Origin of the sequence: Carnimonas nigrificans ATCC BAA-78 (genome assembly GCF_000526695.1) — a bacterium.
Taxonomy (GTDB): Bacteria; Pseudomonadota; Gammaproteobacteria; order Pseudomonadales; family Halomonadaceae; genus Carnimonas; species Carnimonas nigrificans.
Genome location: NZ_JAGO01000017.1, coordinates 36,469 through 56,757, shown reverse-complemented (window position 1 = coordinate 56,757; position 20,289 = coordinate 36,469). Strand labels below are relative to the sequence as shown.

Annotated in this window: 13 protein-coding genes; 7 read left to right on the top strand and 6 right to left on the bottom strand. The window is 58.9% G+C overall.

Annotation, left to right across the window (positions count from 1 at the left end):
* Positions 1–193: 193 nt before the first annotated feature.
* Both L881_RS0111880 and L881_RS0111875 read left to right on the top strand, forming a co-directional pair.
* On the top strand, positions 194–955 hold the full coding sequence (locus tag L881_RS0111880; protein ID WP_025733914.1) for a UDP-2,3-diacylglucosamine diphosphatase: 762 nt from the start codon (positions 194–196) through the stop codon (positions 953–955).
* Between the two features lie 216 nt (positions 956–1,171).
* Positions 1,172–1,654: a MaoC/PaaZ C-terminal domain-containing protein gene (locus tag L881_RS0111875; protein ID WP_025733913.1), complete on the top strand. Its 483-nt coding sequence runs from the start codon at positions 1,172–1,174 to the stop codon at positions 1,652–1,654.
* Positions 1,655–1,811: 157 nt separating this feature from the next.
* On the opposite strand, the gene L881_RS0111870 is transcribed toward L881_RS0111875, so the two are convergent.
* Complete coding sequence (locus L881_RS0111870) at positions 1,812–2,453, bottom strand: MiaE family protein (protein WP_025733912.1); 642 nt, start codon at positions 2,451–2,453, stop codon at positions 1,812–1,814.
* A gap of 171 nt (positions 2,454–2,624) precedes the next feature.
* Here L881_RS0111870 and acnB point away from each other — a divergent pair, with 171 nt between their 5' ends.
* From acnB to dusA, 5 genes are all read left to right on the top strand, one after another.
* The gene (gene acnB, locus L881_RS0111865) at positions 2,625–5,222 is read left to right on the top strand and encodes a bifunctional aconitate hydratase 2/2-methylisocitrate dehydratase (protein WP_025733911.1); all 2,598 of its coding nucleotides are present in this window, start codon (positions 2,625–2,627) and stop codon (positions 5,220–5,222) included.
* A 317-nt stretch (positions 5,223–5,539) separates the two neighbouring features.
* Positions 5,540–6,034, top strand: coding sequence for an outer membrane beta-barrel protein (locus L881_RS0111860; protein WP_025733910.1), 495 nt, complete (start codon positions 5,540–5,542; stop codon positions 6,032–6,034).
* A 568-nt stretch (positions 6,035–6,602) separates the two neighbouring features.
* On the top strand, positions 6,603–7,013 hold the full coding sequence (locus L881_RS0111855; protein ID WP_025733909.1) for a cytidine deaminase: 411 nt from the start codon (positions 6,603–6,605) through the stop codon (positions 7,011–7,013).
* A gap of 56 nt (positions 7,014–7,069) precedes the next feature.
* The gene (locus L881_RS0111850) at positions 7,070–8,248 is read left to right on the top strand and encodes a NupC/NupG family nucleoside CNT transporter (RefSeq protein WP_025733908.1); all 1,179 of its coding nucleotides are present in this window, start codon (positions 7,070–7,072) and stop codon (positions 8,246–8,248) included.
* 309 nt (positions 8,249–8,557) lie between these two features.
* Complete coding sequence (dusA, locus tag L881_RS0111845) at positions 8,558–9,559, top strand: tRNA dihydrouridine(20/20a) synthase DusA (RefSeq protein WP_025733907.1); 1,002 nt, start codon at positions 8,558–8,560, stop codon at positions 9,557–9,559.
* 184 nt (positions 9,560–9,743) lie between these two features.
* Here dusA and L881_RS13810 read toward each other — a convergent pair whose 3' ends face one another.
* From L881_RS13810 to recC, 5 genes are all read right to left on the bottom strand, one after another.
* Positions 9,744–9,893, bottom strand: a complete 150-nt coding sequence (locus L881_RS13810) for a hypothetical protein (RefSeq protein WP_156926559.1) — start codon at positions 9,891–9,893, stop codon at positions 9,744–9,746.
* A gap of 532 nt (positions 9,894–10,425) precedes the next feature.
* The gene (recD, locus tag L881_RS0111835; RefSeq protein WP_025733906.1) at positions 10,426–12,432 is read right to left on the bottom strand and encodes an exodeoxyribonuclease V subunit alpha; all 2,007 of its coding nucleotides are present in this window, start codon (positions 12,430–12,432) and stop codon (positions 10,426–10,428) included.
* Positions 12,429–16,154: an exodeoxyribonuclease V subunit beta gene (gene recB / locus L881_RS0111830; protein ID WP_025733905.1), complete on the bottom strand. Its 3,726-nt coding sequence runs from the start codon at positions 16,152–16,154 to the stop codon at positions 12,429–12,431. Before recB ends, recD begins: the two co-directional genes overlap by 4 nt.
* Entirely contained in the window at positions 16,147–16,776 is a 630-nt protein-coding gene (locus L881_RS0111825; protein WP_025733904.1) for a UbiX family flavin prenyltransferase, read from the bottom strand. The genes recB and L881_RS0111825 overlap by 8 nt, the downstream gene beginning before the upstream one ends.
* On the bottom strand, positions 16,773–20,273 hold the full coding sequence (gene recC, locus L881_RS0111820; protein WP_051464889.1) for an exodeoxyribonuclease V subunit gamma: 3,501 nt from the start codon (positions 20,271–20,273) through the stop codon (positions 16,773–16,775). The genes L881_RS0111825 and recC overlap by 4 nt, the downstream gene beginning before the upstream one ends.
* Positions 20,274–20,289 lie beyond the last annotated feature (16 nt).

The following is a 20,289-nucleotide window of genomic DNA, read 5'->3' as shown; positions in this document are numbered from 1 at the left end:
TCAGGCACCGCTGAATCTTGTCGGGCGGTGCTGATGACGGCATCGGCAATGCCTCTCGCTGGCGTACTTGCTTGCCCTTTTTTACCGTGGCCCAGCGCCACGGTTCATGGGGCTTTCTTCCGTCAAGAGTGGCATTGCACTCGCCATGGCAGCAGGTATGCTTAGCCCATGATTCCCCATTAATAGAGACGCTATGACAACGCTTTTCATTGCCGACCTGCACCTGTCGCCGTCGCATCCCGATCTGACTCAGGCGTTCTACGATTACCTTGAATATCGTGCGGCAGAAGCAGCCACCCTCTACATCATTGGCGACCTGTTCGACTACTGGATAGGTGACGACGCCATGGGCGACTTCGAGCATGAAGTGGCGGCCAAAATTGCCGCTTACGCCGATACCGGCAAGGATGTGTACTTCATTCACGGCAACCGCGACTTTTTGATCGGCGAAGCCTTCGCGAATGAAGCGCACCTCACGCTGCTGGATGACCCCTCGCTGATCATGCTGGGAGATGTACCGGTGCTGCTCGCGCACGGTGATGCCATGTGCACTGACGACGAGCAGTACATGGAGTTTCGCGCCATGATGCGCAATCCGCAGTGGCAGCAGCAGGCACTGGAGATGCCGATTGAGGCGCGTCAGGCCATTGCCGAGCAGTTCCGTGCCGACTCAAGCGATGCCAATGCCAACAAGCCGCAAAACATCATGGATGTTAACCAGCAGGCGGTTGCCGAGCTGATGGGCGAATATCAGGTGCGCACCCTGATTCACGGTCATACCCATCGTCCTGAAGTACACGATTTCGATGTCAACGGTGAGCTGATGCGCCGCTACGTAGTGGGCGACTGGCGTCTTGATCACGATCAGGATATCGATATTGGCTGGGAGATACGCCACGACGGTCTGGCCCTGACGCTGGAAGAGTTCAGCCTTAGCGAACTGGCCTACGACTAACGCTGAAAAGAGGCGCGGCGCTTGAATGTTCGCCTGCTAGTGCTGCGTTTCTCTTCTTGTTCTTGCTGTTCCTGCGTGCCTTTTCTATTAAAACTTTTTCTATGAAAAGGCGATGCTTTTCAAAGGGCGGTATCTGCGGGTGCCGTCTTGCGTTGGATTCGTGCGCCTGCCCCAGCGGGTACGTTTCCACCCTCTTGTTACTGTTCAGGATTCCCAATGTCGCCATCAGACACCCTCGAAAACCATTGCTACGACGAACTACAGCCGGGCCAGCAAGCATCGCTATCACGCACCGTCAGCCATGACGATATCGCCCTGTTCGCGCACTTGTCTGGCGATATCAACCCGGCACACGTCGATGCCGACTATGCAGAAAACACCTCATTCGGTGGCGTTATCGTGCACGGTATGTGGACAGCGGGGCTGGTCTCCGCCGTACTGGGTACCCAACTGCCCGGGCCAGGCGCGGTGTATCTCGAACAGAGTCTACAGTTTCGCAAACCGGTGAAGCCCGGCGACACCATTACCGCCACGGTAGAAGTCGTCGAGAAAGGACGGCGCGGTCGGGTTACACTGAAATGCAGTGCGCATAATCAGGAAGGTGTTGAGGTATTGCGCGGCGAGGCTCTGGTGATTGCACCGAGCGAGAAGGTCAGCCGCCCTGCTACAGCGCTGCCTCGGGTCTCGGTTGAACGATAGCTACAGGCTCGATTACCACCGCCGGCCCTAATCTCCAGACGTCCGCCGATTCTGCACGCGCTTGAAAAGCAGCACATGACCGGCGGACGCCTTCTTGCCTATCGTCGCTCGCCTGACAACGATCTCTCTCCATTAAACCGCTGACGGGCAGCATTCATCAGGCGCTGCGCGGAATACCGCTATGGAAGCGAAATTCATCATCGGGGCCTTCGATCAACTCGCGCTCGCGGGCGCAGAAAAACGCGATACGTTCCGCGATGCTGCCAAGCCCGTGCTCTTCGGCGTACTGCTCGGCCAGCGCAATGTAATCCTCGAAGTGACGCCCTTCCGAACGCACCAGCGTGCGGTAGAACTTCGCCAGCCCTTCATCGAGATGAGGAATCAGCGCGGCAAAACGTTCGCATGAACGCGCCTCGATCAATCCCCCCACAATCAGAATATCAATCAAACGCCCCGGCTCATTGGTACGCACATGGGCACGCAGCCCTTCGGCATAGCGAGACGCACTGAGGTGCTCGTAGGCAATGCCGCGTTCACGCATCAACTCCACCACCTGCTCGAAATGCAGCAGCTCTTCACGCGCCAACTGCGACATCTTTGTCAACAATTCAGTGCGGTCAGTGTAGCGGAACATCAGGTTCATCGCCGTGGAAGCGGCCTTCTTCTCACACTGCGCATGATCGATCATCAGCAAGCGTTCGTTGCCAAGGGCTGCTTCCACCCATTCAGGCGGCGTCAAACAGGGCAGGAAGTCGATCAACTGCTGCGGCAGCATGGTCAGGTAAGCAGGCGTTTCCATTACATTTTCCTCTTCAATAACAGCACATCGTCACGCATCGGCGCTGCGCAAATCATACGTGAGCCGTGTCACAATGGGCAGCCTTAGGCGAAAGGGCTATCCCTTTAGCCTTAACATTGTCGACATTCAACGCTACCATATCGCTACTTTTTATCCCGCGAGGAGATCACCGTGCTAGAAGCCTATCGTCAGCAGGTTGAAGAGCGTGCAAAAGAGGGTATACCCCCGAAAGCGCTCGACGCAGAAATGACCGCTCAATTGATTGAGCTTTTGAAAAACCCGCCCAAGGGTGAAGAAGAGTTCCTGCTTGAGCTTTTGACCAACCGCATTAACCCAGGGGTGGATGAAGCGGCCTACGTCAAGGCAGGATTCCTCGCGGCCATTACCAAGGGCGAAGCTCAATCGCCATTGATTGACAAGATTCATGCCGTGAAGCTGCTGGGCACCATGCAGGGCGGCTACAACATCGCCACTCTGGTCGAGCTGCTTGACGATCAAGCGCTGGCAGCGGAAGCCTCCGAGCAGCTCAAACGCACGCTATTGATGTTTGATGCCTTCCACGATGTCGCCGAGCGTGCGCGCAATGGCAACCAGCATGCGCAGGCCACCATCGAATCGTGGGCGGAAGCCGAGTGGTTCACCCATAGACCCAAACTGGCCGAGAAGATTACCCTGACCGTCTTCAAGGTGCCGGGCGAGACCAATACCGATGATCTCTCCCCTGCCCCTGATGCGTGGTCACGTCCGGATATTCCGCTGCATGCCAATGCCATGCTGAAAAACCCGCGTGACGGTATCGAGCCGGTCGAGCCTGGCACGCGAGGCCCGCTGACGCAGATCGAAGAAGTGCGCAGCAAGGGCTTCCCGGTGGTTTACGTGGGTGACGTGGTGGGCACCGGCTCCTCGCGTAAATCTGCTACCAACTCCGTGCTGTGGTTTTTCGGCCACGACATTCCCAATGTGCCGAACAAACGCAGCGGCGGCTTCTGCTTCGGTGGCAAGATCGCTCCCATTTTCTTCAACACCATGGAAGATGCCGGCGCCCTGCCAATCGAAATGGATGTCGATAAAATGGCGATGGGCGACATCATTGATGTTTACCCCTATAAAGGCGAAGTCACTCGTCACGACTCTGATGAAGTGATCTCCACCTTCTCGCTGAAAACTCATGTGCTGCTCGACGAAGTGCGCGCAGGTGGCCGTATCCCGATGATTATCGGCCGTGGCCTGACCCACAATGCCCGTGAATATCTCGGCCTGCCTCCCAGCGACGTTTTCGCCACTCCCGAACAGCCCAAAAGCACCAACGCGGGCTATACGCTGGCGCAGAAGATGGTCGGCAAGGCTTGCCACATGGAGGGCGTTCGCCCTGGCATGTACTGCGAACCGCGCATGACCACGGTAGGCTCTCAGGACACTACCGGGCCGATGACTCGCGACGAGCTGAAGGATCTGGCGTGCCTCGGCTTCCAGGCCGATCTGGTGATGCAGTCGTTCTGCCACACGGCAGCCTATCCGAAACCCGTTGATGTCGAAATGCAGCACACTCTGCCCGACTTCATCATGAATCGCGGCGGCGTGTCGCTGCGCCCCGGCGACGGCATTATCCACTCATGGCTTAACCGCATGCTGCTGCCTGATACCGTAGGCACCGGTGGCGATTCACACACCCGCTTCCCGATGGGCATTTCGTTCCCGGCAGGCTCCGGTCTGGTGGCCTTCGCCGCTGCTACCGGCGTAATGCCTCTCGATATGCCCGAGTCGATTCTGGTGCGCTTCAAAGGCAAGCGTCGTGCTGGCGTTACCCTGCGCGATCTGGTTCACGCCATTCCCTACTACGCCATTCAGCAGGGTCTGTTGACGGTAGAGAAATCCGGCAAGAAAAATGCGTTCTCGGGCCGTATTCTGGAGATCGAAGGGCTTGAGGATCTCACCGTTGAGCAAGCCTTCGAGCTTTCCGACGCCTCTGCCGAGCGTAGTGCCGCAGGCTGTACCATTACGCTCTCCGAAGCGAGCGTGACGGAATATCTCAAGTCGAACATTACGCTGCTGAAATGGATGCTGAGCAACGGTTACGGCGACGTGCGCACCATCGAGCGCCGTATCAAGGGCATGGAAGAGTGGCTGGAAAACCCGACCCTGATGCGTGCCGATGCCGACGCTGAATATGCAGAAGTGATCGAGATCGATCTTGATCAGGTGGATCAGCCGATTCTCTGTGCGCCTAATGACCCTGACGATGCGCGTCTGCTGTCAGACGTGGCCGGTGAGAAAATCGACGAAGTATTCATCGGTTCGTGCATGACCAATATTGGGCATTTCCGTGCAGCCGGCAAGCTGCTGGAGAAACAGCCACCGGGATCGCTGAAAACCCGTTTGTGGCTGGCACCGCCCACCAAAATGGACAAGCACCAGCTTGAGGAAGAGGGTTACTACACCATTTACGAGCACGCCGGTGCACGCATGGAGATGCCGGGCTGCTCGCTGTGCATGGGTAACCAGGCGCGTGTGGAGGCCCACTCCACGGTGGTTTCAACTTCGACGCGCAACTTCCCCAACCGCCTGGGCGATGGCGCTAACGTCTACCTTGGTTCAGCGGAGCTGGCAGCGATCTCTGCGGTACTGGGACGTCTGCCCAGCGTGGATGAATACCAGGGCTACATGGGTGAATTCGATGCTATGGCGGGCGATATCTATCGCTACATGAACTTCCATGAAATCGCCGAATACCAGAAAGCAGCGGCGACCATTCCTCTGGAAGAAGCGTAACCCCCACAGGACGCCCCGTACGCCTGAAAACAAGGCGTGCGGGCGTCTTTGCAGCGGTAAAATGAAAAAAGGAAAAAGGCAGAACTTCTTCATTTTCCGCGCTTAGCGGTTGCGAACACCGTTTTCAAACTATATAAAAGAGCCCTGTAAAGGAATATGATGTACTATAGTGAGTGATTAGGAAAAAGTTCCCTCAAGAAAAAATTTTTCTTGATTTTTTCCTCTATAGAGATCATATTAAAAAACACTGTTCGACAACGCATCGAGCAACACAGACTCATAAAGCTTGCAACGACTTTTTTGACAGGAGCAAGGTCATGAAATTTGCCACTCTTATTGCAGCACCCGTAGTTCTCGCTACTTCGCTGGCGGCCATCAACGTTGCCAGTGCTGAAACCGGCATCTACTCTGGTATCTCCGGCAACAACACCAACTTCAATGGTGGCGGTGACTTCAAACACCACAACAAGCAGGGCGGCGGTGCATTCGTCGGCTTCAAATATGCTCCCTGGCTCTCCACTGAACTGAGCTATGACGACTACGGCAACCGTGTTCGCACTACTGGCCTGAGCGTCCTGCCTGAACTGCCCGTTGGCGCTGGTTTCAGCGTATTCGCTCGCGGTGGCTTCAACTATGTTGACGCTAGCGGCAAAGGCGCTCGCAACTGGGCTCCTTCTTATGGCGCCGGTGTTAAATACCAGCTTCCGTTCGAAGAATGGCCCGTATTTGCTCGTCTCGAGTATGATCGCGTTCCGGTCAACAGTGACTTCAAAATCGACTCCACCAAAGCTTCCATTGGTGTGCAGTTCTAATCACGCCCTTCAAGGCATGATGCAAAACGCGCGGCTTTTTAGCTGCGCGTTTTTTTATATCTTCTCACCAGCCTAATCTCCCGGCTTCACGCTCTGCTCTCACAGTACAACCCCCTGCCCTTCTTCATGCTGCTACCAGCATCATCTGTTGCAGCACTCTTCACACCCTATTTCTTCACACCCTATTGATTGCACCCTTCTGACGCACGCCCAGATCAAAGGCACCACTGCGCTCCCATTTATACCTTCTCGGCATCCACCACCGTTGCCTTCCTGCCCATACTTTTCTCTGACAACAGCGATCAATAGAATGTTTCATCGCACCCATGATCGGCTTCGCCTGCGAACTCTTACGGCTATTGCCTGCTGCTGCCAATAGGCGTTACGCCGGAAAAAGCGCCCTTGCTTTCGGCCCCAGAAGAGCGGCACGAATATTGCTTACACTCTGGACAAGGCCATGGGAGCTGACTCTATTCTGCTCTGCGACTAAAGGTTTTTGTCCGGACGGATGCTGAATCTCGACAATGCCGGTAAACTGCACCGCAACGTCATATCGTAAGGAACCAACATGCTCAGTGAGCAACAGATTCAAACGCTGCTCGATGCCGCCATCGACGCACGCCATCACGCCTATATCCCTTATTCATCCTTTGCCGTAGGTGCCGCCCTCCTCACGCGTTCCGGCAATATCGTGAGCGGCTGTAACGTTGAAAATGCCTCTTACGGCCTGTGCAACTGTGCAGAGCGCACCGCGATATTCAGTGCGGTTGCCCAGGGCCAACGGCAGTTTGCAGCGATCGCGGTCGCAGCGGATACCAGCGAACCGGTATCACCGTGTGGTGCCTGCCGTCAGGTGCTGGCGGAGTTCTGCGATGCCGACACCAGAATTTTGCTCACCAATCTGACCGGTGATGTGCGTGAATGCACCATCAGCGAGCTGCTGCCAGGTGCCTTTGCCGCACGCGACATGACACCTTGATGAGCCTATCCCATGCGGCCAGCGCCGCCATATAACCCAAGAACCGGGAACCCCTCATGCACTATCTGGTCGCTCTGCTGAGTGTCTTTGTTATCTTCCTGCTGGCGCTGCTGGTCTCCAGCAATCGCTCCGGTATTCGTTTTCGCCCATTGGCCGTAATGCTGGTCATCCAGCTGGTTCTGGCCTTTGCACTGCTTAATACCGGTGCCGGTGCGGTGTTCATTGGCGGCTTCGCCAGCGCCTTCGCCAAGCTTTTAAGCTATGCGGCTGTCGGCGTGAACTTCGTATTCGGCGGTATCGTCAAGCCAGACACCTTCGTCTTCTTCTTCAATGTGCTGATGCCCATCGTCTTTGTGTCGGCACTGATCGGAATTCTTCAATACATCAGCGTGCTGCAATGGTTCATGCGCATTGTCGGATGGCTGCTCAGCAAGATTACCGGCATGGGCAAGCTGGAGTCCTACAACGGCATCGCGTCGCTGATTCTGGGCCAGTCCGAAGTCTTCATTTCAATGAAGAAGCAGCTTGATTACCTGACACCGCAGCGCCTCTATACCCTGAATGCCTCTGCCATCTCGACGGTCTCCATGTCGATTGTTGGCTCCTATATGCAGATTATTGATCCACGCTACGTGGTCACTGCGGTAGCGCTCAACATGTTCGGCGGCTTTATGATCGCCTCGATCATCAACCCCTACACGGTGGCCCCCGAAGAGGATCTGCTCGAACTCGAAAATCCGCGCAAGCAGCACTTCTTCGATATGCTCGGCGAATATCTGCTGGATGGCTTCAAAATAGCGGTGATTGTCGCTGTCATGGTGATGGGCTATGTTGCGCTGATCGCGATGGTCAATGGCCTGTTCGACGGGATTTTCGGCATGACCTTCGAGCATCTGGCAGGCTATGCATTTTCGCCATTCGCGCTGCTGATCGGTATTCCATTCAGCGATGCAATTCAGGTGGGAGGCATCATGGCGATCAAAACGCTCAGCAACGAATTTGTCGCCATGTTGCAGCTCCAGAACCTGAATGAATTAAGCCCACGCAGTATCGGGATCACCTCGGTCTTCCTGGTCTCGTTTGCCAACTTCTCATCGGTCGGCATTATTGCTGGCGCCATCAAGGCGCTGAGTGATAAGCAGGCGGTCGAAGTCGCTCGCGTTGGCCTCAAACTGCTGTACGGTGCCATGCTGGTCAGCCTGCTGTCGGCTACCATTGCGGGGCTGTTTATCTAGCCTTCCTTCTGGCATCACTTCAGCGCCAGTTCAAACGTGAGTAAACACGGAGGGCTGGCGCTGCTGTTTATAGCCTGACCGTCACAGCGAAGATTTTGCTTTGCACCAAGCGCCCTGTTTTACGGATAATCACCCGCCACGCCTACCCGCATCTCTGACACGTCGCCACTGTGTACCAGCCTTCTCACGAAAGAAGACTGGTCTACCTGCCTGGTACTCTGGTGGTACAGTAACAGCGATTTTTGGCGGTATTTTGCGGTAAACAGCGGTAAAAACACTGTTCATTCAGACAGCATAATATATTTTTAAATGATTGATATTAAAGAAGAATCCCTTACTGACCGTGCACGACGCTTTTCCGTGGCCCCGATGATGGACTGGACGACACGCGATTACCGAGCGTTCGCACGCTGTCTGACCCGTGAAGCGCTGCTCTACACCGAGATGGTGACGACCGGCGCACTGCTGCACGGCACCCCTCGCGAGCGTTTCGTAGGCCATAGCGAGGTGGAGCACCCACTGGCGCTGCAACTGGGCGGCAGTGATGCGGGGGAATTGGCGGAATGCGCGGCCATCGCGCAGCAATGGGGCTTCGATGAGGTCAATCTCAATGTCGGCTGCCCCAGTGATCGGGTGCAGAATAACGAGATCGGCGCATGTCTGATGGCTCAGCCTGAAAAGGTGGCGCGTGCTATCAAGACGATGCAGGATGCTGTCTCGATTCCGGTCACGGTGAAGTGTCGGATCGGCATTGATGACCAGGATACCGAAGCCGATCTGGATCGCTTTATCGACCAGGTAGCTGATGAAGGTGGCTGCCGCGTTTTTATCGTGCATGCCCGCAAGGCGTGGCTGGCGGGGCTCTCCCCCAAACAGAACCGCGAAGTACCGCCCCTCGACTATGCGCGCGTGCGGCGCCTGAAGGCACGCCGTCCTGAGCTTCATATCTCGCTTAATGGCGGCCTCACCACTCTGGCTGATGCACTTCCGCACCTGGATACCCTTGATGGCGTTATGCTCGGGCGAGCCGCGTATCACGACCCGTGGCTGCTGGCGTCTGTCGATGAGCAGCTATTCGGCAGCACCGCCGTGGTGTCGAGCCGGCTCGAAGCGCTAAAAGCCTTCCGCCCCTATGTCGAGCATCGCCTGGCCGAAGGCGTTAAGCTCAATCATATTACCCGCCATATACTGGGGCTTTGCGCAGGTCAGCACGGTGGCCGCGCCTTCCGCCGCTATCTCTCCCAGCACGCCCATCTGCCCGATGCGGGCATTGACGTATACGACGCCGCGCTTGAGTGGGTAACAGGCTAGAGAAGCGAGTTTCCGGAGCATTTTATTGAAAGATCAGGCTGAACTCTGCGCGAAGTTGCTGGGCTGGCGCTCTTGTCCGCGGCTTGTTTCGCCTAATGCGAGAGGCACCTTTCCCCTCTCGCGCTTCCATTAGAAGAAGCGCTCACAATATCGCCTTTACTATCCACTGCTTCACATCCGGCGATTAGCTATCGTCGCCTGAACGGTGCTCGGCATCGTGATTGATCTGCTGCTCGTGCTGCTGCGCTTCTTCCTTGTGTACTCTCTCCTGCAGTGTCGTCATGCCCAGATAGATAGCCACCAGAAGCACAATGGGGATGAGCAGTAGATACATTCTGAATGTCCTTATAGGGTCGTGGGGGGCGTACCGCTATCCAGTCACTCTGCACCGCGCATATATTCAATGGGCAATCATGCTTTGGTTATTGGATACGCGTAACGCCACTAACATAGCAACCGTACACCTTACCGCGAAAGGCGCGGAATCATCCGCTTGCAGCGCGATTTTGCAAGCGGATGGTCTGACGCGACTGACGACAGCGGGGGTGAAGGGGGCCTGCAAGGTCCCCTTCGACATCAAGAAGCCAACGTTTGCAAACACGCCAACAGTGAAGTTCTGCGCAGTTTCCTCCTTCCCTAAGCAAAGCCACTGTTAAAACAGGCACAATTGAGCACCTTATCAAGGAAGGCGCGGGATCATCCGCTTGCAGCGCGTTTTTGCAAACGGATGGTCTGACGCGCCTGACGACAGCGGGGGTGAAGGGGGCCTGCAAGCTCCCCTTCGACATCAATAGGCCAATGTTTGCAAACACGCCAACAGTGAAGTCCTGCGCAAATTCCAGAATCTCCTTCTTAATAAGACTCCCCTACCCCTGCAAACGCGAAATCCGCTCACGCAGGTTGGCATCGCGCCAGATACGTTGCTGGGTGGCGCTTTCGATCAGTGTGGGGGCGGCGGATGCTATCGTACAGTGATGACGGGCGCGGGTAATGCCGGTATACAAAAGTTCACGGGTAAGAATCGGATTAGGCTGCTCGGGAAATACCAGCATTACACGACTGAATTCTGAGCCTTGCGACTTGTGTACGGTCATGGCGAAGCAGGTTTCTACGGAGGTCAGACGCCCTGGGGCAAGACTGCGTACCCCTTCTTCCCGATCAGGTGCAGCAAAAAATACGCGCAGTCGGGAGGCGTCATCAGGGTCGGGTAGCGTCAGGCCAATATCGCCATTGTACAGACCGAGGCGCGGATCATTACGGGTGACCATCACGGGGCGTCCGGCAAACCAGCCGCGGGTATGGCTAATCAGGTGGCGGCGTTTAAGCGCCTGGGCAATGGTGTCGTTAAGCCCTTCAACACCCCATCTGCCGCGCCGCAGCGCGCACAGCAGTTGAAACTCGCCCAACCGTTGCAGCGCCTCCAGCGGATCAAGCTGCGCCAGTGGTTCCAGATAGTGGCGATAGCCGTCTACTGCCAGCTCGGTCAATTGCCCATCGCCCTGCTGCGTCAAATCCACCCGCGCGATGTCTGCATAGCCCGCTTCCCAGCACGCGTTTACCGCTGCGCGATCCCCATTGTTGACCGCCCTTGCCAGGGCACCGATACCGCTGTTGTGATCGAAGCGATAGCTGCGCTCCAGCATGGTCACGTTATCCGCCAGCGGGGAATGGGGCGAACGCTGCGGCAGCGCTGTGCCGCCAAGCTGTTCTAGCCGTGCGTGCATGGGCGCTGAGAAGCCCGCCGACTCGCTGCACAGCTCTCCGAGTACCGCCCCTGCTTCGACGGACGCCAACTGGTCGCGATCCCCCAACAGCACCAGACGCGCGTCACTCGGCAGCGCCGCGAGCAGGGAGCGCATCATGTCGAGGTCAATCATTGAGGCTTCATCCACGACCAGCATATCGAGCGGTAGCGGCTGCTGCTCATTGTGACGAAAACGGCGCGTGTCTGGTAACGCCCCCAGCAAACGGTGCAGGGTGGTGGCCTCACAGGGAATCGCACTTTTCAGCTCGTCGTCGGTCACAATGCGCTGTAGCGCACCGGAAATCGAATCACTCAGCCGAGCCGCGGCCTTGCCCGTGGGAGCCGCCAGCCGAATACGCAAAGGCCGCCCTTGCTGGTTGAGCGCCTGACGCTGCAATACCGCGAGCAGCTTGATTACGGTGGTAGTTTTACCGGTGCCGGGGCCACCGGAAATGACTGCCAGCCGCTGCGTGGCGGCCAGCGCTACCGCCACCTTCTGCCAGTCGGGTGTGCCATCCTGCGGTGCCATGCTGTGCGGAAAATATGTCGCCAGCAGCTCGCCCAACTGCTCATCAGCAGGTGGTAACGCCCCCATGCGGCTGACCAGCGAGGCAGCCACATCGCCTTCGGCGCGCCAGCTACGGTAAAGATAGAGGCGCTGACCATCCACCACCATGGGCGCAGGTGCCGCTTCTTTCGACTCAAGCTGACGCGCATTCGCCACCTGCGGTGCCGCGCTGAGAAGCGCCAGCCACGTCTCTACCGACGACAAGCCCAATCCACGCAGCAGCGCACGCGCATCAATGGCGTGGGTGTCAGTCCGTCTGCCATCCTGTGGCGGCAGCGATAGCACACTGGCAGGGTCAGCCAGCGTACGGGCCAGATCAAGACATACGTGACCACGCCCCAACTGATGGCTGACCAGTGCAGCGGCGAGAGCAAGCGCTGGATGTTCGGTAATCCGATCCCCCACCACAAAGTGAGCAAAGTAGACATCCAGCGGTCGCAGCCAGCCGAGTTCACGCCAGGCATCGAATACCTCGCTCAGGGAGATAGTGCTATGACGTACCGCTGCGGAGGCGGGTGCATCTTCATCAAGCAGCGACAGTTGCGATGATTGCTCGTTCATTGAGCCTCCTGCTGAGGCAGGGTGACAGCTTCGCCTTGCAGCATGTTGTCCAGCGCCTCGATCAGCTCAAGCGGCGGACGCGCGTGGAAGATCCCCTGCCCCGGCCGTGCCGTATCGACACCGCGCAAAAACAGATAGAAGACGCCGCCCATATCACGCTGGTAGGAGTAATCGGGAAGGCGCTGCGCCAGGTGGCGATGCAGTGCCAGCACGTAAAGCACGTACTGTACATCGTAACGGTGATCGAGCATGGCGGCAGCCAATTGCGCCTGCGCGTACTCTTCGCCCCGCTCGCCCAGATAGTTGGATTTCCAGTCGAGAAGATACCAGTGCCCCTGCCAGCTAAACACCAGATCAATGAAGCCGCGCAGCATGCCATGCAACTGACGCGGTGCCAGCGCTGGATAATCACTGCTGCGCGCGAGGGGCTGATGATGTCGAATCAGGTGATCCACCGCCTGCGCTGAGGCATTAGCCACCGGCAGCCAGAACTCCAGCTCAATGGCCCATGATGCTGGGCTTCCAGCAGCCTGTTGCTCGCCGAGCGCGGCCAGCCGCAGCGCGCTGTTAGTGGGGGCATCTTCTTCCATCAAAGGCGCATCAAGCAGGTTCTTCAGCCATTCGCACAAGGGAGTCTGCCAGCCATCATCAAAACCTGACCGCGCCAGACGCCGTTCGATCATCGCTTCCAGTTCATGGGAATAGTCAAATTCACCGATACGATTGAAATCAATCGCGCCCAAAATACCGTGCAGGAAGGTGCCTGCCCGCGGGCCGCGAGGGAAGTCGTTGATTTTACCCAGCGGCGGTGCAGGCACCGGGGTGCGTTCGGTGGCAACTTCAAGATCAAGCGCCGCCTCTTCGGCACTCGGAGGATCGGCACCCAGCGTTTGGGTATCGCTGGTCAATACCGAGTAGGAAGCGATCCACCAGCGCCGGTCGATATGGCCTTCGAAGGGGCGCGCACGTCGCTCGGGCGGGGCGGCAAGCTGATCGGCAAGGGGCGTGCCAGGTGCCTCAGGCGGCGGCAAAATGCACATGTCACTGTATGCGGCGAGCTGCTTGAGCACCTCGCGCAAGCGCGTACCGCTCAGCGCATCCTCGGGGCCTGACTTGAGCAGCCATCCCAACGCACTCTTCCCGATGGTGGTCGCATCAGCGGCGTCCTCCTTGCGCTTGCGCCCCTTGTAAAGCGGCGCCACGCCCACTCGGCAGGCGTAGCTCGCGCGCGTCAATGCCACATACAGCAGTCGCACATCCTCAGCGTGGCGTGCTTCCTCTGCCCATTCGCGCTGCTCCTCATTCACCGCCAGACTGATCGCGCGGCCATAGCGTGGATGCTGCACCAACTGAGCGGGCGAGCGCCGATCCTGCTCCCGGTAGTCGCACGGGAAAGGTACATAGACCACCGGATATTCCAGCCCCTTGGAGCCGTGAATGGTCACCACCCGCACCAGTTGTTCGTCGCTCTCCAGCCGCTGGGTCAGGCTATCGGGGTCCATGCCCTCCTCGAAGCGCCCATCCAGCGCACGATGCAGCCAGCGAAGCAGCGCCTGTTCACCATCCAGCAGATGGCTGGCGGTTTGCGCAAGTTCGGCCAGATGCAGCAGATTGGTCAGGCTACGCTCACCACTGGCACTCGCCAGCAGCCGCGCCCCCACCGCGAAATCCAGCATGACGCGCCGCACCATCGCCAGCACGCCGATATAACGCCAATCGCGCTGATAGCCTTCAAAGCGTTCCACCATCGCTTCCCAGCGACGCTCATCTGCTACCAGTTGCTCTACTTCACTGAGATCATCGCTGAGCAGGCGACTTGCCAGAGCGGCGCGCAGGCTGCTTTCGCGGCGCGGCTGACCGACCGCTTCCAGCAGTTGCAGCAGCCACCAGGCTTCATGACTTTCGAACACCGACTGCCGCTGGCTTAGATAAACGCTCTTGATGTTGCCCGCTTCCAGCGCGTCGCGCACCAGCTGCGCCTCACGACCGGTACGCACCAGCACCGCGATGTGGTGCGCCTGTAGCGGCTGCTCCACGCCCTCTTCATTGCCGAAGCCGATCTGCCCCGCTGCGCCACCTTCCAGCAAACGCTGAATATCCGCCCGCACCGCCGTACTCATGACGCGCTGATAGTCGCTCTTGCTCATGCTTTCACTGCTCTCGGGCAGCCACCAGCTCAACGCAGGCTCAGGCTGCCCCGCCACCATTAACTGCTGCGCCCGCCCTTGTGCGGCACTCGGTGCAAAGTGCAGCTTCTTCTCCATGAAGGCGTTGGGATTGTGGGCAAAGAGCGCATTAACGGCGGACACCATACCGTTGGTAGAGCGGAAGTTGCGATCCAGCGTGTAGCCTGCATCGGCGCTGTCGCGCGCGTTCAGATAGGTGGCCAGATCGGCATTGCGGAAGGCGTAGATGGCCTGCTTGGGGTCGCCGATCAGCAGCAGCCCTGTAGCGGGCGTGTCGTCCGAACGCGCATATATGATGTTGAAAATGCGGTACTGGCGGGCATCGGTGTCCTGAAATTCATCAATCAGGGCAATCGGCAATTCATGACGAATACTCGCCGCCAGACGCGCGCCCTGGGCCCCCTGCAACGCATTATCGAGTTCACTGAGCAGATCACCGAAATCCAGCGTACCAGCGCGCCTTTTGGTCGCGCTAATGTCGTCACTGATGACCTGTAGGGCGTGGCTAATCAACGCGGGCGCCGGGTCAGGCACCCGCTGCTGCGCCTCGGCCAGCGCGTCCAGAGCTTCAAACAGCGCATGTTGGGGTGCTTGAAAGCCCTTCTTGACCGAGGCATCGAGGCGCTGTTGCCCCAGCCACGCGCTACCTTTGCTATCCAGAAGCGTCGTGGGCAGCGTGGTCGCCCCGCCAGCGCACCACTGTTCCAGCAATGCGATACGCTCTTGCAGCGCGTCCGGCTTGATGCGCGTCGCGTTGAACGCCTTGCTGTGAGCGCTTTCATTCAGCGCCTCAATGGCGGCACCACCGAAGTTATCGCGTACTCGTTGGGTCAACTTCTCAAGCTGGGCCAACACTTCCCGTGTCGCTGCCAACGCTCCTTCAGCACTGGCGGGCACTTCCAGCAGCGTATCACCCTCCAGCAAGCGCCCTTCCACATCTGCGTTCAGCGCAATGCGCACCCGCTCGGCGAGCGCTGCCGGACACTCGAACTGCTCGAAAATCAGACGCTGCGCTTCAACATCCAGCGGATAGTAGTGGCGTCGCCAGTAGTCCTCGACGGCCTGCTGCAGCAGCGCATCACCGTTGGAGGTTAACTCGACATTGAAACGGGCACCGCTATCGAAGGCGTGGCGTTTCAGCATTCGTTGGCAAAAGCCGTGAATGGTAAAGATGGCGGCGTCATCCATCATGCGCACCGCACTATCGAGCTGGAGCGCCTTGAGACGGCGCTGCTCCTCGTCGTAGTCACACAGCAGGCCCGCCAGGATAGCGTCGCCTTCGGCACGTCCCAGCAGCATATCGCGCGCTTCCCGCAGACGCCGCCGAATCCGCTCGCGCAGCTCTTCGGTTGCCGCACGAGTGAAGGTCACCACTAGAATCTGCTCCGGCGTCAGCGACACCAGTTCGCCATGGCCCAGCACCAGCCGCACATAAAGCGCGGCAATGGTGAAGGTTTTGCCAGTGCCGGCACTCGCCTCAATCAAGCGCCGCCCCGTCAGCGGTAGCGTGGCAATATCAAGGCGCTGCTCAGTCATCGCGGCGAGATTCCTGTTCAGTGGCTTCACGCCAGCGCTTCACGGCCCCCACCTCAATATCAAACAGATCGAGCACGCGCCCCAACGAATGATCCACCATCTGCTCGATCGACTCAGGGCGAGCATAAAAGGCGGGCACCGGCGGTGCCACAATAGCGCCCATTTCGGTCAGTTCGCTCATGTGGCGCAAATGGTTCAGGTGCAGCGGCGTTTCCCGCACCATCAGCACCAGCCGTCGGCGCTCCTTGAGCACCACATCAGCGGCCCGCGTCAGTAGCGACGCGGTTGTACCTGCGGCAATTTCCGACATCGAGCGTATCGAACAGGGTGCCACAATCATTCCCAGCGTGCGGAAGGAGCCGCTGGAGATGGCCGCGCCAATATCGGCGCTGGGATACACCACATCGGCCAGCGCCTCCACCTGCTTCACCGAGTAGTCGGTCTCCAGCGCAATGGTCAGTCGCGCAGAAGGTGACATCACCAGATGCGTTTCGATGTCGCTTTCGCGCAGAAGCATTAGCAATCGAATCCCATAGATGGCGCCCGAAGCCCCTGAAATACCCACCACCAGGCGTGCGGGGTACGCTCGTTGGGGGGGGCTGCCCGGATAGGCTGTGCTCATGAATGACTCCTTTGGGATTGGGTGTCGCCACCGGGCAAGAGCGCATGAAGCAGCTCAAACAGCGGCTGATAGAGGTGCTGACTGGCGCTCTCGAAACCGGCGGCCTCCAGTGCCACAAACTGCGGCCAGCGATCGCCCAGCTGCGGGTAGCGCTCACGTAGCGCGGGGCTGTACGCGCCACCTTCTTCATAGCGCTGGCGCAGCGTATCGCGCACGTTCTCATCGCCTTCGCCCGCCAGCCACTCCAGCGACAGCTCGGCCAGCGCGGGCATCGGCTCTGCCCAGGCTGCGCGATAGCACTCAAGGTAGTGGCTCAGCAGCTGGCGCGCCTGCGAAGCTGAAACGCTCGGCAAACTCAGTTGGCGATCTTCAAACAGCCCTTGCAGCGCCACGGGTTTGCCCAGTGCAGCAGCGGCCAGTAACTGTTCGAGATGCAAAAGGTACAGTCGATGCGGCTTGCCCAGATGCGTCAGCCGCCCGCTACGGTCAGCTTTCAAGGTGCCGTAAACGCCCGCCTCAAGCCGCCATAGTTCAGCGTAATCGCCGTGATCGACCAGGTTGTCGAGCCGCCCGCTAATGCTGGTATCGCCCATGTTGACCGCCAGGCTCAAAGTGACGAAATCCGGCAATTCAGCCGTCGCTTCACCCCACTTCTGCCACTGCTTCTCCACCACGGGAAGCTGCTCGGCCAGCAGCGCATCGCCAAATCCCAGCGCCGGTAATTGCCCAGCGTGCTGCAAGCGAGTGGCGCTCTGTGCCAGCGGTTGCCCAGCCAGCAGGGCATCGAGCAGCTTACGCTTGAAGTGGTGCTGGGCCAGCCCATCGAAGTCGAACGGCTCAGCGTCGGGGGCCAGCTCTTCGGGAGTGATCGCCCGCGCCCCCAGACGCTCCTTCAGACATACCGAACACGGCTCGCGCAGCAGCGTTTTCAGCATCGGCAGCGTTATCTCCACCGGCGGCGGCGCGACGCTGGACACTGCGGAAGAAGGCGCTGCCACCGGCTGCGGCTGCCACTGGTCGTCGTAGCTGAAGAGCGCCTTCTTTCCTTCCTGCCCTTGAGGCTGAGCATTGCTGAAATATGTCAGCGAGAAGGGCTGAAGCGGATGCTCTTCATACAGATGCGCCTCCAGATGCTGCCGCTGCGTCTGCTCATCGCTCTGCTCGTCACCGGCCAGACACCAGCCCTGGGCAATGGTATCCAGCAGCTCGCTGACCAGCACCGAGGGCGGGCGCGGCAGATTGCTGCGCTGATCGTGCCCCACATAGCTAATCACCAGTTTCTTTCTTGCTGCCAACAGCGCATCGAGCATCAAATAGCGGTCATCATCGCGCCGCGAACGGTCGCCGCCGCGCGGATAGGCGGCCATCAGATCGAAATCCAGTTCCACCCGCGGCCGCGGATATTCGCCATCGTTCATGCCGAGCAGATAGAGATGGCTGAAAGGAATCGCACGCATCGGCATCAGCGTTGCGAAGTTCACCCGCCCAGCCAGAAAGCGCGGCGACAGGCCACTTTCATCAAGCTGCGCAGCGATCGCTTCGCGCACCACGGAGAGCGGCAGCGGCCCCTCGAAGGCTGCGGCATCACAGCTATCGCTCCACTGCGCAATGGCTCCTAGCAAGCGCCCGACACTATCGTGCTCGGCATCGCTATCGGGCAGCACCAGCTCCTCGGTCAGCGCCTCGATACGCTCGCTCCACTGCGCCACGCTGCGCGGCTCGCTCAGCTCACGCGCCGCCTGCTCCAGAGTATCGACCAACTGCAACAGCCGCCCCGCCAGCGCAGCATCAAGCCCACTGACTTCATCGTAAGGCTCGATCTCATCAAAGCCAGCGTCCGACGCGGGCAAGGTATCGCCCATCGCATAGCCCAGCAGCATACGCCGTGCCCCGAACCGCCAGCTATTGGCAGCAAGCGGCGGCAGCTTGAGCTGCGCACGATGCGCTTCCGACAGGCCCCAGCGAATACCGCTCTGCTCCACCCAGCGCGTCAGCAGCGCCAGCTCATTGGCGGCAATACCGAAACGCCGACGCAGCGCGGGAATATCGAGCCAATCGAGCATTTCGCCAATGGTGACGCGCCGCTCGGGCAAATCGAGCAGTTCCAGCAGGGTCGCCAGCAGAGGATCAGCGCGGGTGGCGCGACGATCGGTAATCGTGAACGGAATATAGCGCGGATCATTCGTGTCATAGCGCCCAAATACCGCTTCGATAAAAGGCGCGTAGCGATCAATATCCGGCACCTGCACGATAACATCACGCGGCTTCAGTTCAGGATCTGCACTGAAGGCGGCGAGCAGCTTATCGTTGAGAATCTCGACTTCGCGCAGCGCTGAATAGGCGGTGACGAGCTGGATCGAATCATCTTCCGGCGCGACGCTGCATTTCCCTTCCTCCTCGGCATGTTCCAGCGGATGGCGCAGATCGAGCACATCCTGCTGAAGCTGGCGCAGCAGCGACGGCGTTTCATCGGGCGTTATCCAGTCGCGGAAGATATCGGCTTCGGCATCCTGCGGGCTGTGCTGTTCGATGTCATAAAGTGCCTGAATGAAATCACGCCCCTGCGCCCCCCACCCCGCGAGCAGCGGATTGGCACGCAGATGCAGCTCGGTAGGGTCAAGTCCGCTCAACTCAGGCCGTTCAGGGTGGCGACGCAGCGCCCGCGCCTGCTCGCGCAAGGCTTCACGCTCACTGACCACATCGCCCCAGTAAAAGCGGCATGGGTTGGTGAGCAGCAGCATCACATCAATATGGCGCGCCAGACCGTGCAGCGCCTCAATCACCGCCAGCGGCAAGGATGAAATGCCAAAGACAAAGAGCCGTGGCGGCAGCCCAGCCGGTGCATGATCGAGCTGCTTGAGGCGTGCCAGAAAGCGCTCCTGCAAGGCGGCGCGCTGCAACGGCTGCTCACTTTCATCGGCTGCCGCCAACAGCCGCTGCCATAGCGCCGGCTGCCACGCCTGAGTGCTCGGCAAGCCTAGCTGCGCGGCACTTTCGCCTGCGCTCCAACGGGCCATCCAGTCAGGACGGTAGACCAGATACTGGTCAAACAGCGCCGCCAGACACTCGGCCAATTGGTAGAGATGCCGCGCTTCTGGCGTGGCGTCGCTGGGCAGGTCAGTCACCGCCTCAGGAGCGCTACGCTCATCGCGCAGATAATCGGCCAGCGGCGCAAACTGCGGCTCATCCAGCAGAGTTGGCAGCAGCGCCATCAAGCGCCACACCAGCGCCTTGCGCTCGAATGGAGAGCGGCGTGGAATATCGTCCCCCAGCACCGCGCGATACGCCTTCCAGATAAAACTGGAAGGCAGTTCAAACTCAAGCGCGGCGGCAATACCGGAGCGTTCGGCAATTTCCAGCTTGAGCCACTGCCCCATGCCCGCCGACTGCACCAGGAAGGTCTCGGCGGTCAAGGGCGGCAGCGGATGACGTTCAGCCAGCGACAGCGCCAGGTCGCGCAGATCCTCAATATGATTGGCATGAATGACACTGAACATGAGCACTTACCGGGCC

Excerpts from the sequence above, each read along its gene's own strand:
- L881_RS0111880 (WP_025733914.1), top strand. The coding sequence starts at position 194 with ATGACAACGCTTTTCATTGCCGACCTGCACCTGTCGCCGTCGCATCCC.
- L881_RS0111875 (WP_025733913.1), top strand. The coding sequence starts at position 1,172 with ATGTCGCCATCAGACACCCTCGAAAACCATTGCTACGACGAACTACAG.
- L881_RS0111870 (WP_025733912.1), bottom strand. The coding sequence starts at position 2,453 with ATGGAAACGCCTGCTTACCTGACCATGCTGCCGCAGCAGTTGATCGAC.
- L881_RS0111860 (WP_025733910.1), top strand. The coding sequence starts at position 5,540 with ATGAAATTTGCCACTCTTATTGCAGCACCCGTAGTTCTCGCTACTTCG.
- L881_RS0111855 (WP_025733909.1), top strand. The coding sequence starts at position 6,603 with ATGCTCAGTGAGCAACAGATTCAAACGCTGCTCGATGCCGCCATCGAC.
- L881_RS0111850 (WP_025733908.1), top strand. The coding sequence starts at position 7,070 with ATGCACTATCTGGTCGCTCTGCTGAGTGTCTTTGTTATCTTCCTGCTG.
- dusA (WP_025733907.1), top strand. The coding sequence starts at position 8,558 with ATGATTGATATTAAAGAAGAATCCCTTACTGACCGTGCACGACGCTTT.
- L881_RS13810 (WP_156926559.1), bottom strand. The coding sequence starts at position 9,893 with ATGTATCTACTGCTCATCCCCATTGTGCTTCTGGTGGCTATCTATCTG.
- recD (WP_025733906.1), bottom strand. The coding sequence starts at position 12,432 with ATGAACGAGCAATCATCGCAACTGTCGCTGCTTGATGAAGATGCACCC.
- recB (WP_025733905.1), bottom strand. The coding sequence starts at position 16,154 with ATGACTGAGCAGCGCCTTGATATTGCCACGCTACCGCTGACGGGGCGG.
- L881_RS0111825 (WP_025733904.1), bottom strand. The coding sequence starts at position 16,776 with ATGAGCACAGCCTATCCGGGCAGCCCCCCCCAACGAGCGTACCCCGCA.
- recC (WP_051464889.1), bottom strand. The coding sequence starts at position 20,273 with ATGTTCAGTGTCATTCATGCCAATCATATTGAGGATCTGCGCGACCTG.